The organism is Pseudomonas sp. P106(2024) (assembly GCF_057480815.1).
Genome location: NZ_JBLIYU010000005.1, coordinates 58,074 through 71,510, shown reverse-complemented (window position 1 = coordinate 71,510; position 13,437 = coordinate 58,074). Strand labels below are relative to the sequence as shown.

Sequence of the window (13,437 nt, the reverse complement as noted above, 5' to 3'; positions counted from 1 at the left end):
CGATGAGCCTGGCACGCTACCGGTTCGTCCTCATCCGTCCGTTACAACTGCTGCCGGTGCTGCTGGGCATCAGCATCATCACCTTCGTGCTGGTGCGCTCGATCCCCGGGGATCCGGCGCGGGTGCTGCTGGGCGCGCGCAGCACCCCGGACGCGATCCAGAAGATCCGCGCGCAATTCGGCCTCGATGAGCCGATCTGGGCGCAGTACCTGTACTTCCTCAAGAACCTGCTCAATGGCGACCTGGGCAAGTCGCTGCTGTACAAGGTCGACGCCCTGCCGCTGATCGCCAGCCGCATCGAGCCGACCCTGATGCTGGTGCTGGGCAGCGTGGCCCTGGCGCTGCTGATCGCCGTGCCGCTGGCCATCCTCGCCGCCCGCCACAAGGGCGGCTGGGCCGACAACCTGATCCGCCTGTTCACCACCGCCGGCCTCGGCTTGCCGGCTTTCTGGCTGGGGTTGATGCTGATCCTGTTGTTCAGCGTGCACTGGGGGCTGTTCCCGGTGTCCGGCTATGGCCGCACCTGGGCCGAGAAGCTGCACCACCTGGTGCTGCCCTGCCTGACCATCGCCCTGGCGCTCTCGGCGGTACTGGTGCGCAACCTGCGCGCCAGCATCCTGCTGGAGATGCAGGCCGACCATGTCACCGCCGCCCGTGCCCGGGGCCTGGGCGAAGGGGCGATCCTGCGCCGGCATGTCCTGCCCAACTCCATGGTGCCGACCATCAACCTGCTGGCGGTCAACATCGGCTGGCTGATCAGCGGCACGGTAGTGATCGAGAGCCTGTTCTCCCTGCCGGGCGTCGGCCAGTTGCTGGTGCGCGGCATCTTTACCCGCGACTACATGGTGGTCCAGGGCGTGGCCATGGTGCTGGCCTGCGCCACGGTGGCGGTGAACTTCCTCGCCGACGTGGCGACTACCGTCCTCGATCCGCGGGTGAAGATCCAATGAGCGCCATCGTCGCCCTGCGCGCACGCCTGGCCTGGAACCTGGGCGATGGCCGCCTGACCCTGTACTGCGGCCTGGCCATCGTCTTCGGCTGGTGCCTGCTGGCGCTGTGCGCGCCGTGGGTCGCGCCGTTCGATCCGCTGCTGCAGAACGGCGACCTGCGCCTGGCCGCGCCCAGCCTGGCGCACCCTTTCGGCACCGACAACTTCGGCCGCGATGTGCTCTCGCGGGTAATCTGGGGCGCCCGCGTCGACCTGCAGATGGCCTTGATCGGGGTGATCTTCCCGTTCCTGCTCGGCACCTGCATCGGCGCGGTGTCCGGCTACGTCGGCGGTTGGCTGGACAACGCCTGCATGCGCCTGATCGACATCGTCCTGGCCTTCCCGTTCCTGGTGCTGATGCTGGCGATCATGGCCATCCTCGGTCCGGGCCTGGGCAGCTTCTATATCGCCATGGCCCTGGTCGGCTGGGTGTCCTATGCGCGGCTGATCCGCTCGCAGATCCTCGTGCTCAAGCAGAGCGACTTCGCCCTGGCCGCCAGGAGCCTGGGTTTCAGCCACCGGCGCACGCTGTTCGGCCACCTGCTGCCCAACGCGCTGTTCGGCTCGGTAGTGTTCTGCATGTCGGATGCCGTGCTGGTGCTGCTCAACGGCGCCGCCGTCAGCTACCTGGGCCTCGGTGTGCAACCGCCGACCCCGGAATGGGGCACCATGGTCGCCGAGGGGCAGAGCTTCATCACCAGCGCCTGGTGGATCTGCACCTTCCCGGGCCTGGCGGTGGTGACCCTGGCCATGGGCTTCAGCCTGCTGGCCGACGGCGTCGCCGAACGCCTGGGAGACCGCTCATGACCACGCCCCTGCTCCAGGTTCGCGGGCTGAGCGTCATCGCCCGCGCCGGCCAACGGGATATCACCCTGGTCGATCGGCTGTCCTTCGACCTCGGCGAAGGCGAGATCCTCGGCCTGGTGGGCGAAAGCGGCTCGGGCAAGACCCTGGCCTGCCGGGGCCTGATGCGCCTGCTGCCAGCAACGAACCTGCGGGTCGAAGGCCAGGCCGTGCGCCTGGCGGGCCATGACCTGCTGCGGCTGGACGAAGCTGGCATGCGCCGCCTGCGCGGCCGTGAGCTGGGGATGATCTTCCAGAACCCCAGCAGCCACCTGGACCCGCTGATGCGCATCGGCGAGCAGATCGCCGAAGGTATCCGCCTGCACCAGGGCGCGTCTCGCCGCGAGGCCCGGGCCGAAGCCATCGAGGTGCTGCGCCAGGTCGGTATCCCCGACCCGAAGTCCCGGGTCGACAACTATCCCCATGAGTTTTCCGGCGGCATGCGCCAACGGGCGATGATCGCCGTGGCCCTGGGCTGCAATCCCAAGGTGCTGATCGCCGACGAGCCGACCACGGCCCTGGATGTCACCGTGCAGGCGCAGATCCTGCGCCTGCTGCTGGAGCTGCGCGACCGCCGCGGCCTGGCGATGATCCTGATCAGCCACGACCTGGGCGTGGTGGCGCAGACCTGCGACAGCATTGCCGTGATGTACGCCGGGCGCCTCTGCGAGCACGGCGCCAAGCACGAGATGCTGGCCCGGCCCAAGCATCCCTACAGCGCCGGGCTGCTGGCTTGCCATCCTGCGGCGCAGCCTGAGGCATTACGCATGACCACCATCGCCGGGCAGCCACCGCTGCTTGATGACCTGCCGCCAGGCTGCCGTTTCGAATCGCGTTGCCCCCAGGCCATGCCGCTCTGCCGGCAGCAACTGCCCGAACTGCTGGAATCAAGCCCCGGCCACCGCCTGGCCTGTCATACCCCGCTGCTGGCCGGAGGCCCGTCATGACCACGTTGTTGCAGGTCAAGGACCTGCAGGTGCAGTTTCCCGCCGCAGGCAGCGGCCTGCTCAACCTGCGCCCGCGCAAGGTCAGCGCGGTCAACGGCGCCTCGCTGAATCTGGCTGCCGGCGAAACCCTCGGCCTGGTGGGCGAGTCAGGCTGCGGCAAGAGTACCCTGGCCCGGGCCATCCTCCAGCTCACCCCGAGCTGCGGCGGCCAGGTGCTGTACGACGGCACCGACATGAACCAGGGCAGCCCGGCGGATATCGCCCGCCTGCGCCACGAGACCGCGATGATCTTCCAGGACCCGTACAGCGCGCTCAACCCACGCCAACGCATCGGCCAGATCCTCGCCGAGGTGCTGCAGGTGCAGCGCAAGGTGCCCGCCGCGCAGATTCCGGCCCGGGTCGGCGAACTGCTCGAGCTGGTCGGTCTGCGCGCCGAGCTGGCCGAGCGCCGGCCCGGTTCGCTGAGCGGTGGCCAGTGCCAGCGGGTCGGCATCGCCCGGGCCCTGGCCGTCGAACCTCGGCTGATCGTCGCCGACGAATGCGTCGCCGCGCTGGACGTGTCGATCCAGGGGCAGATCATCAACCTGCTGCTGGAGTTGCGCGAGCGCATGGGCCTGGCGCTGCTGTTCATCACCCACGACTTGGGCGTGGTGCGCCGCCTGTGCGACCGGGTGGCGGTGATGTACCTGGGGCAGATCGTCGAGGAAGGCCCGGTGCATGAAGTCTTTACCGCCCCGCGCCACCCCTACACCGCCGTGCTGATCCAGTCCATCGCCGACATCGACCCGGCCCGGCGCCTGCCGCAGGACCCGCTGGCCGGCGAGCCGCCAAGCCCGCTGCACCTGCCCTCCGGCTGCGCCTTCCATCCCCGTTGCCGGCACGCGCTGCCCGGCTGCGCTGAAACCACGCCACCCGAGCATATCCAGGGCGCCCGGCGCCACGCCTGCGTGCATTCGCAACTGCCCTGCTGACATCACCACCATGACCATCAAACGGAGCTTGAGCATGAAACCCGCCGCATTGAAACTTCTCACCGCCGCCATACTGGCCGCCAGCACCCTGGCCAGCGGCATGGCCCAGGCAGCCGGCGTGCTGACCATCGGCTGCCGAGAGGAAAGCACCACCTTCGACCCGATCAAGAGCGCGCAGAACCGCGACAGCTGGGTGTTCGCCAACGTCTATGACGTGCTGATCCGCGTCGACAACAGCGGCACCCAACTCGTGCCGGGCCTGGCCGAAAGCTGGAAGGTCTCGGACGACGGCCTGACCTACACCTTCAAGATGCGCAACGCCAAGTTCTCCGACGGCTCGCCGATCACCGCCGAGGACGCCGCCTTCTCCCTGCTGCGCATCCGCGACAACCCAGGTTCGCTCTGGGCCGACTCGTACAAGATCATCGACACCGCCAAGGCCGCCGACCCGCATACCCTGGTGGTGACCCTGCACAGCAAGTCGGTGCCGTTCCTGGCCCAGCTCGCCACCGCCAACATCTCGATCCTGTCGAAAAAGGCCATGGACAAGCTTGGCGAGGAGGAATACGCACAGAACCCGGTGGTGTCCGGGGCTTTCAAACTCAAGGAATGGCTGCGGGGCGACCGGGTGATCCTGGAGAAGAACCCCGAGTTCTGGCAGGCCGACAAGGTCAGCCTGGATGGCGTGGAGTGGATCTCCATCCCGGATGATCGCACGCGCATGATGAAGGTCCAGGCCGGCGAACTGGACTCGGCGATCTTTGTGCCGTTCACCCAGGTGGACGAGTTGCAGAAGGACAAGAAGATCACTATCCATATCGACCCCTCGACCCGTGAAGACCACCTGCTGATCAACCACTCCAAGGGGCTGCTGGGCAAACGGGAAGTGCGTGAGGCGATCGACCTGGCGATCGACAAGAAGGCGCTGGTGGACACGGTCACCTTCGGTCACGGCGAAATGGCCTACTCCTACATTCCCAAGGGTGCGCTCTACCACAACGCCAACAACCCACAGCGCCCGTTCGACCCGGCCAAGGCCCGCGAGCTGCTGAAAAAAGCCGGCGCCGAGGGGCTGAAGGTCAACTACGTGGTCAACGCCGGCAACGAGGCCGACGAGCAGATCGCCGTGCTGGTGCAGAAGCAACTGGCCGATGTCGGCATCACTGCCAACCTGCAGAAGGTCGACCCGACCCAGAGCTGGCAGATGCTGGTCGACGGCGACTACGACCTGTCGGTGATGTACTGGACCAACGACGTGCTCGACCCGGACCAGAAGACCACCTTCGTGCTGGGCCACGACACCAACATGAACTACATGACCCGCTACCACAACGACAAGGTCAAGGACCTGGTGGCCGCGGCCCGTGTCGAGACCGACCCGGTCAAGCGCAAGCAGATGTATGAGGAGCTGCAGAAACTGGCCAAGCAGGACGTGCACTGGATCGACCTGTACTACAGCCCGTACATCAACATCTCGCGCAGCAATATCCAGAACTTCCTGCAGAACCCGCTGGGGCGTTTCACCCTGGAGGAGACGGTGAAGCTGGAAGCCGGGCAGAAGACCGCGCAGAACTGACGGCGGTTTATCGAGCGCCGCCCTCGCGGCGCTCGATCTCATTTCAAGCCTTTGCCTTGCGCCGCCGCATCCACGCCCAGGCAACCCCCGCCAGCACCACCAACCCCACCGGCAGTACCTGCGCCTTGTACGGCCGCAACGCCGTGCGCACGCTATCGAGCTTCTCGGTCAGGTAGCGCTTGTTGGCCTGGTCGAACCGGGGCTCCTCGCATTGCTTGCCGAAATCCTCCGCCCACTGCACGAACGGCCCCTGCTGGACGTAGCGCCTGTACAGCGCGCTCTCCTGTTCGCTGCCGGGCACCCAGCCGGCCGCGATGCACAGCACTGCGGCGAAGGCCTGGCTGCTGCGTGGAAGCTGGTCAGCGGCCTGGTTGGCCAGGTCGGCGGCGACATAGCGGTAGTGGTATCGCTGATCGGGCTTGGCCTCGGTCGCCCGTTGGCGCTGCACCTCGCCAGCAGCCAGGAACGGCCCTGGCTGCAATTCGGCGCTGCCCAGGCTGTAGCTGCCGCCCAACCAGGCGTAGTCGGGCGCCATTTCATAACCGAGGATCTCCATGCCCGCGCTGCGCGCCAGGGTTGCCGCAGCGTACAGCGCCTCGGCGCGGCCAGTGGGCGTCCAGCGCGAGACGGCATCCTGGCGGTGCTGGCCGTAGGCCTTGGCGTCGGCCTGCAATTGCGGCGTGGCGAAGTAGCCGGGCGCTTCGTCGTAGCGTCCTTCGCGCAGCAAGCGTCGCCCCAGCAGCTCGCGCAACTGGGTCGCCACCGGGCGAGGCACATAGCCGCCCTCTTCCACCTTGGGCGCTGGCGGCGCTGGCACATGAGCATCGACATAGCCTTTGAGCTCATCCAGGGTCAGCACGCGGTCAGCCACGTTGGCCGTGTCCTGCCAGTAGATTTCCTGGCTGCGGTACAGCAGGTCGAAGGCCTGCAGGTAATCGCCGCGCTCCAGCGCCAGGATCGCGCCCTCGCCTTCGACCCGGCAGCCGGGTTTAACGCTCTCATAGTCCCAATCGGGTGTCTGTCGCGAGCCCCATGATTCTTCACGTGGGAACGCGGCCGCAGCCTTGGCATAGGCAGCCGCCGCCTGGCTCTTGTCACCGTCGCGCAAGGCCAGCTTGGCGCGCAGCCACCAGGCAAGGCCGGTGTCGCCGGCCTGCTGCAGATAGCTTCTGGTCGCGGCATAGTTGCCTTGCTGGTAGGTCAACGCGGCCAGGCGGTCGGCGTCTTCGAGCTTGCCGCCAACACTGGCCTGCAGCAGCGCGGGCAGGCGTCGGACCTGGGTCGGCGGCTGGCCGTCGTAGTCCCAGCCGACATGGCTGAGCAGGTAGGCGGTGAGCAGCTTGCGCGGCATTGGCTGCGCCAGCAGCGCCTTCAATTGCTCATCCGGCAGGCTCACCAGTTCGTCGGCAAGCTGTCTGAGCGAGCTGTAGCCGCTGCCCGAGCCCAGGCGGCTCTGGCTGGCATACAACTGGATGGCGCTGTTCCAGTCGCCGGCGAGCTTGGCCAGGCGGGCCTCCTCGCCAAGGCTGGCCACCCCAAGCTCCAATGGGTCGCTGAAGCCTTCGGCGCTGAGCGCGCGGGCCCGGTGGAAGGCCTCGCGGGCCTGGGCTTGCAGGGCCTGAGGCGTCTGTTGCGGATCGTCGCTGGCCTCGAAGCTGCGGGCCATCAAGGCCCGCCCCAGCGAGTAGGCCGCCCAGGTGCTGCGCAGCTTGCGTTGTTCGCCAGGCAGGGCCAGCACCTTGGCGAAATAGTCCGCCGCCAGGGCGTGATCGTCGGCATCGAAGGCCACTGCGCCGGCAATGTACAGGCGCAGTTCATCCGGCAGTTCGGCACCCTGCTTCAGCACTTGCTGCGGATCGGCCAGTGCACGCAGTTGCGCGACCTTCTCGCGCAGCGACTCCGGCAACTCGCTGGCCTCGATACGGCTGCGCTGCTCACGGTACGGTCGGTCGTTGTCGTCACCGTCCCAGTAAGGGGTCAGGGTCATCTCGGTGGTGGGCTTGAGGCCTGCCAACTGTTCGCCGAGGCGATTGACCTCGAAGCCGAAATTGCCTTCTGGCAGCTCGGACAGGGTTTGCGCCCGGTCGTCCAGCAGGCGCATCGGGAAGTCCGGGCCACAGGCCAGCGCCGTGCCGACCGGTACGCTCAGGGACAGGCACAGCAAACGGCGGGACCAGTCAGGGGTAGACATTCCAGGCTCCTTGTTCGATTCCATGGCAGCGCGCCCAACCAAGGACGCGCCGGCCGCCAGCGGCCACACGCACGCTGGACTGGCGGTTGAAGACGAGGTGTTGCGGGGATTGCTGCAGGTGGTAGCCGTTGAGCCCGTCCGCGGCGTCGCAGGACTCAACGTTCAGTTCCACCCGCGCGGGTACCGGCAGGTCGAGGTTGCCGACGTTGACCAGGCTGATGTCGTAGAGCCCGGCCTGCCCGGACAGTTCGAGCCGCCATTGACTGGCGAGCGCGTCGCCGCGCGCCACCGCCTTCAAGGTGGTCAGGCTCCAGGCCCGACGGTCGCTGGGCAACGGCAGGCGGAACCAGATAAGCCCGGCCAGGTGGGCGGGCGGTTTGTCCCGCAGTTGCCTGCCCAGGTCCGCCAGTTGCTGCGGATCGGCCAGCAGCTCGCGGCGCTCGCCGGCACGGTTAAGCGGGGTTTCGCTTTCCACCACCGGCGCGCCGCCGGTGTCCGGCAGCAGCGCGACGCCATAGGCGGGCAAGGCCAGGTAGAACGGTCTGTCGCTGACGCGACTCCAGCGCTCGGCCCAGGTCTTCGCCTGGAGCGGATCGAACAGACCGCGCCGCGGATCGCTCACCGCATGCACCTGCAGCACGCTGCTGTCCACCACCTGCAACAGCGCCGGCAGGTGTGGGCTGTCGAGCCAGGCGGGCAGCGCGGTGATGCTCAGTTTTACGCCCGGTGGAAGTTGCTCACGCAGTTTCAGGAGGAATTCGGTGTAGCCCGGCAGGCGGGCGCTGCCGCTGTCGTGGTCGATTTCGAGCCCGCTTGGGGCCAAGCCGGCAGCCTGCCAGTCGGCCAGCAATTGGGCGATCTGGGTGCCGGCCTGCTGCAGGTCGAGCGCGGGCAACTGACCATCAAGACGCACCACGGCGATCACCGGGCGACCATCGCTCCTGAGCTTGGGCAGCTCGACCAGCGCCCTGCTCCAGCCGGCCTTGGGCTGGGCCTGCAAGGCCAGCACACGCAGCGTGGAGAAGTCGGCGCGGCTGTCTGCCAGGGCCTGCTCATGGGGCGGTCGCCACTGGCGTTGCCAGATGTAGAGCTGCTGGTCGAGAGGCGGTGCAGGTTCGGGCTGGCAGCCAGTTAGCGTTGCGAGAGCGAAACCGGCGAACAGGCGGCGCAACAGCGGGATGGCGGGCATACAGTCCTTTGTCTGGCGGGGCTGGGCGCTGGGTGAGGTGGGGATTTTACCTCAAGGCATCCCTTGGAGAACACTGGACCGGGATGGGGTTTCCATCGCGTGACGGCGTTCAGACTGCCTGTCACTGCGCCTTCAAGGTGTTGCCGATGTACATGCTGCCTTGCATTTCCCGGAGTGCAGTTGCCGCCGGTACCTGGCCCAGGTTCGAGGACACGCCGACACTCAGGCCGCCTGAACCAATACCCGGGGTGAACTGCATGCCGCCTCCCAGCTTGAGGTAGTAAGCCTGGCCGTTGCGTAGGTCCAGCGTCCCTTCGGCATTCAACGGGTACAGATCCAGAGCCCAGCGGGTGGCGATCTTGTGCTGCCCCTGGGGCAGGTAGAAGTAAGTGAAGGAACTGTTCTTTACTTCGCTGACGTCATTACCGTCGATGACAAGTGTCGGGCTGCGCCAGTACGGGGGGATGCCGGAGCGGTACAGGTAGACAAGCGCGGCGTCCTGCCTGATGGGCGCGACCTGGGCGAACTCGGCACCGCTGTGCAAGGTCGTGCAGGCCCCCAGCAACAGGGTGGCAGCGGCAAGGGTGATGGTTGGCAGGCGGGACATGGGGCTCCTGGGCGATCTGACGTTCCTTCGACGGGGCGGCAATCTAACATCAGTCATCCATCGCCACAAATCAGGCTGCCTTGGCAGAACATGGATCAGCACCTTCCAATATGCCAACCGGGGATGTCCAGCATTGACTCGAATTCGACCTGCAGGCCTTGATTATATATAAATCAATTCGACTCGATCATTGGAGCAGCCAATTAATGTGAAATACGCCATCAACAGCGAAGTAAATATCTTGTCATTTCAGTACAGACCACTCAGAAATTAAATTAGAGCCCAAGATCTTATTAATTCTCATTTAACCTGCGCCACTCAGATCAGCTGCAGACATTTTGACTATACATAAAGTTCTAGCCAGCTTTAATAATTCATATTCCTTCTAATGACAACACGAGAGACATGCGTTTCATCTAATGATTTAAGGGGTTTCACCCTTGCAAAAGTGAAGCGACCGACTAGTTTTGTGATTGTCTTTGCCGACACTATAACTACAACACGACCTCCCTCAGAGCCGGAGGCTTTATTCTTCAGGGCGACGCCCGCCGCTGCGTGTCACTGCTGAAACGGAACTCAGTCATAACAACAAGAGGGACGCTTGATGAAGCGCAGCCATGGCTATCGCGCGCTCTTTGAAAAAGGGCCGGCCGCACATTTCTGGTTGTCACTGCTGTGTTTCTCTGGCCTGGTAATTGCCAGCTTCCTGTTGTTTGAACAGCAGATCCAGGGTTTCCTCACCCATCTTGACCTGTATCGCCCTTCAACCCCCGTCCAGATGTTCAACCTGGCACTGCTGCTGATCGCCTTGCTGGCCCTGGACGTGGTGCTGCCCGTACCTTCAAGCATGGTCGCGCTGCTGGCCGTGGCCACCCTGGGCAGCGTCGGCGGTTACCTGACGATCTTCATTGGCCTGTGCCTGGGCGCAGGTCTGGGGTACGCGTTGGGTGCCGGGTATCTGCGGATGTTGTCCAGCCGCCTCGGCCTGCACCAACGCCAGCCGGGGCAACTGGCGTACCGCCTGGGCACGCTGTCGCTGATCTGTCTGCGCGGCGTGCCGGTGCTGGCGGAAACCTCGGTGGTGGCCGCCGGCATGCAGCGCTATCCGATGCGCGCTTTCGTGCTGGTCACCACCTTGGCCAACGCGGGCCTGGCCTTGGCTTACAGCGCCATCGGCAGCTTCCTCGTCGAGCAGAACGCACTGCTGGTGACGATTCTCGCCAGCATGATCCTGCCCGGCCTGTTCATTGCCGGGTACAGCCTGTTCAAGGCCTTGCGCCGTCGCCAACCGGCACCGCCACTGCGCGGGCGCTTCACGGTCAGCTACGACTATCCGGTGCTGTTCACCGACCACCTGTTCGATCCGCTCAACCCCTGCTTGCATCGTCAGCTCACCGCCCAGCAGCACGGCCGGGTGACGGTGCTGATCTTCGCCGATGAGCAGCTGCTGCGCTGCGCACCGCACCTGCCGGGCCAGATCGACGCGTACTTCGTCGCCCATGGCGCGGACCTGCTCCTGAAGGCGGCACCGATCGCCGTGCCCGCCGGCGAGCTGAGCAAGGACGCCCAGGTACTGCAGCAGCTGTATGCAGACATGCTGGCCCATGGGCTGGACCGCCACTGCTGCGTCCTGGCCCTGGGCGGTGGCGCCGTGCTCGACGCGGTGGGCTACGCCTGTGCCACTTTCCACCGGGGCATGCGCCTGATCCGCCTGCCTAGCACGGTGCTGGCGCAGAATGACGCCGGCATCGGGGTGAAAAACGGTATCAATGCCTTCGGCCAGAAAAACCTGCTGGGCGCCTTCTATCCCGCCACCGCGGTGATCAACGACTTCCAGTTGCTGACCACCCTGGGTCACCGCGACCAGATCGCCGGGCTCGCCGAGGCGGTCAAGGTGGCGCTGATCAAGGACCGCACCTTCTTCGAGTGGATGGAGCGCCAGGCCGACGCCCTCGCCCGCTTCGACCACCCGGCCAGCCGCCATGCCATCCGCCGCTGCGCCGAGCTGCACCTGGGGCATATCACCGGCGCCGGCGACCCTTTCGAGCGCGGCAACGGTCGTCCACTGGACTACGGCCACTGGGCGGCGCATCGGTTGGAGAACCTCAGCCAGCATCGACTGCGTCATGGCGAGGCCGTGGCGGTGGGCATGGCCCTGGACGGGTTGTATGCCAATGCCCTGGGGCTGTTGAACGATATCGACAGCGAGCGGATCTTGAGCCTGTTGCTCAGGCTTGGCTTCAACCTGTGCCCTGCGGAGCTGAACCTGAAGGATGACCAGGGACGTTCTCGAGTGCTGCTGGGGCTGGAGGAGTTCCGCCAGCATCTGGGCGGCCAGCTGTCCATCCCCATGCTCAGCGGCATCGGCGCATCGGTCGACCTCCACGAGATCGACGACGGCCTGATGGAACAGGCGCTGCTGCGCCTCGGTAGCTATCGCGGCAATCTGCTCGCCCTCGGCGAGGGCTGTGCGCAATGAGCCAGATGAAGACCTGGATGACCGTCGGCCGCGTTTCCAACCTGCCCACGGTATGGACCAACACCCTGGCCGCCGCATTGTTGGCCAGCAGCGCCGGAGCCCTGGCGCCACCTTCCTCGCTGGTGTGGATCCTGCTGCTGGCCATGCTGTCGCTGCTGTACCTGGCGGGCATGCTGCTCAACGACTTGCTGGATGCCGACTGGGACCAGCAGCACCACAACCCACGACCCATCACCCTGGGCCTGGTAAGCCGTCGGCAGGTGCGCCTGGCCACCTGGCTGGCGTTGCTGCTGGCGGCCGCCGCAGCCCTGGGCTTGAGCCGGTTGATCGAGCAACCGCATTGGCTGCTGGCCAGCGTCACCCTGCTGGTGGGCTGCATCCTCGGCTACAACCTGCTGCACAAAAAATACGCCCACAGCGTCTGGTTGATGGGCGCCTGCCGCTCGGCCCTCTACCTCACCGCGGCGGCCAGCCTGGCGATGCCGACCCAGCCCATCTGGCTGTGCGCCTTGCTGCTTGGCGTGTACATCAGCGGCCTGACCTACCTGGCGCGCCAGGAGCACCTCAACCAACTGCTCAGCCGCCTGCCGCTGGTGTTGATGCTGAGCCCGCTGGCCCTGGCGGGCTACGCCGACACCCTGTGGTTCTGGCCGGTGCTGCTGCTGTGGCTGGGCTGGCTGGGCTGGCACTACTGGCTGCACCTGGCCGATCCGCGCCGCCGCCAGGTGCGCGCCTTCATCGGCGCGGGGCTGGCGGCCCTGCCGCTGTTCGATGCCTTGGTGCTGGCAGTGGCCGACCAGCCCCTGGGCAGCCTGCTGTGCGTCCTGGTGTTCTTCCTGCTTCCACACCTACAGCGCTGGATCAAACCGACATGAACAGTGATATCGCTACGTCGACAACGGCGGCGCTCAAGATGCGCCACGACTGCCTGGCCGCACGGCACCAGGCCCTGGCCGCGCAACTCGAACCGATCGAGTTGCAGTGGTGGCACGAGGCCCAAGAGCGCCTCGGGCAGTCACCGGATGCCAATACCGCGGCACTGCTCAGCGGCCAGTGCAAACGCAGGATCCGCGAACGGGCCATGCGTGACGATGAGCACTGCAGCCAGTTGCAACTGGCGCGCGCCTTGCTGCTGGCCCAGGTCCTCGGGCAACAGCCGCAGGACGGTCAGTTGCCCTTGCTGCGCCAACTGTTCCTGTGGGGCGACGACCAGGAAAAAGTCGCGCTGCTCAAGGCCCTCGACTGGATCGACAGCTCGGGGCTGTGCGTACCGCTGGCCCTGCAGGCCGGGCGCACCAGCAACAGCGAGGTGTTCGCAGCCCTAGCCCTCGACACCCCCTACCCGTCCCGCCACTACCCGGAGCGGGCCTTCCACCAGCTGGTGCTCAAGGCACTCGGCATGGGGCTCGACGTGCGGCGTCTGGTCGGCCTGGCACAGCGCCACGGCGTCTCGCTCAACCAACTGGCCCTCGACCTGCTGGACGAGCAGCTCGCGGCCGCCCGCACGGTCTCGCCTGGGCTGCACCTGGCCATCGCCTTCGACCTGCTCAGCCCGGCGCAACGCCAGCGCCTGCTCGGCCTTCACCAGCAACAACGCCTGCCGCCGGCGTGGCACGACCACCTGGCCGACCGCCACGCGAGCTGAT

11 protein-coding genes are annotated in these 13,437 nt (G+C 66.2%); 8 read left to right on the top strand and 3 right to left on the bottom strand.

Annotation, left to right across the window (positions count from 1 at the left end):
* Positions 1 to 2 precede the first annotated feature (2 nt).
* The 5 genes from AC25M7_RS10705 to AC25M7_RS10685 are packed head-to-tail and all read left to right on the top strand — an operon-like array spanning position 3 to position 5,325.
* A complete protein-coding gene (locus AC25M7_RS10705) occupies positions 3 to 950 on the top strand; it encodes an ABC transporter permease (RefSeq protein WP_207852102.1) in 948 nt (315 codons plus the stop codon).
* Positions 947 to 1,795 carry an ABC transporter permease gene (locus AC25M7_RS10700; RefSeq protein WP_088851549.1) on the top strand — a complete coding sequence of 283 codons (849 nt, stop codon included), beginning with the start codon at positions 947 to 949 and terminating at the stop codon, positions 1,793 to 1,795. The genes AC25M7_RS10705 and AC25M7_RS10700 overlap by 4 nt, the downstream gene beginning before the upstream one ends.
* A complete protein-coding gene (locus tag AC25M7_RS10695; protein ID WP_182324593.1) occupies positions 1,792 to 2,778 on the top strand; it encodes an ABC transporter ATP-binding protein in 987 nt (328 codons plus the stop codon). Before AC25M7_RS10700 ends, AC25M7_RS10695 begins: the two co-directional genes overlap by 4 nt.
* Positions 2,775 to 3,749: an ABC transporter ATP-binding protein gene (locus AC25M7_RS10690; protein WP_486971020.1), complete on the top strand. Its 975-nt coding sequence runs from the start codon at positions 2,775 to 2,777 to the stop codon at positions 3,747 to 3,749. The genes AC25M7_RS10695 and AC25M7_RS10690 overlap by 4 nt, the downstream gene beginning before the upstream one ends.
* Positions 3,750 to 3,783: 34 nt before the next feature.
* A complete protein-coding gene (locus AC25M7_RS10685) occupies positions 3,784 to 5,325 on the top strand; it encodes an ABC transporter substrate-binding protein (RefSeq protein ID WP_028688814.1) in 1,542 nt (513 codons plus the stop codon).
* Positions 5,326 to 5,368: 43 nt separating this feature from the next.
* Here the strand turns inward: AC25M7_RS10685 and AC25M7_RS10680 are convergent, their stop codons facing one another.
* The 3 genes from AC25M7_RS10680 to AC25M7_RS10670 form a co-directional block, all read right to left on the bottom strand.
* Positions 5,369 to 7,516: a hypothetical protein gene (locus AC25M7_RS10680; protein ID WP_486971019.1), complete on the bottom strand. Its 2,148-nt coding sequence runs from the start codon at positions 7,514 to 7,516 to the stop codon at positions 5,369 to 5,371.
* The gene (locus tag AC25M7_RS10675; protein WP_247284533.1) at positions 7,503 to 8,705 is read right to left on the bottom strand and encodes a DUF3142 domain-containing protein; all 1,203 of its coding nucleotides are present in this window, start codon (positions 8,703 to 8,705) and stop codon (positions 7,503 to 7,505) included. Before AC25M7_RS10675 ends, AC25M7_RS10680 begins: the two co-directional genes overlap by 14 nt.
* A 121-nt stretch (positions 8,706 to 8,826) precedes the next feature.
* Complete coding sequence (locus AC25M7_RS10670; RefSeq protein ID WP_247284531.1) at positions 8,827 to 9,312, bottom strand: DUF2846 domain-containing protein; 486 nt, start codon at positions 9,310 to 9,312, stop codon at positions 8,827 to 8,829.
* A gap of 604 nt (positions 9,313 to 9,916) precedes the next feature.
* Here AC25M7_RS10670 and AC25M7_RS10665 point away from each other — a divergent pair.
* Genes AC25M7_RS10665 through AC25M7_RS10655 form a run of 3 tightly spaced genes read left to right on the top strand, consistent with a single transcriptional unit; the run spans position 9,917 to position 13,436 of the window.
* Complete coding sequence (locus AC25M7_RS10665) at positions 9,917 to 11,791, top strand: 3-dehydroquinate synthase (RefSeq protein ID WP_486971018.1); 1,875 nt, start codon at positions 9,917 to 9,919, stop codon at positions 11,789 to 11,791.
* A gap of 5 nt (positions 11,792 to 11,796) precedes the next feature.
* Positions 11,797 to 12,666: a UbiA family prenyltransferase gene (locus tag AC25M7_RS10660; protein WP_371349976.1), complete on the top strand. Its 870-nt coding sequence runs from the start codon at positions 11,797 to 11,799 to the stop codon at positions 12,664 to 12,666.
* The gene (locus AC25M7_RS10655; RefSeq protein ID WP_207852117.1) at positions 12,663 to 13,436 is read left to right on the top strand and encodes an EboA domain-containing protein; all 774 of its coding nucleotides are present in this window, start codon (positions 12,663 to 12,665) and stop codon (positions 13,434 to 13,436) included. The genes AC25M7_RS10660 and AC25M7_RS10655 overlap by 4 nt, the downstream gene beginning before the upstream one ends.
* Position 13,437 lies beyond the last annotated feature (1 nt).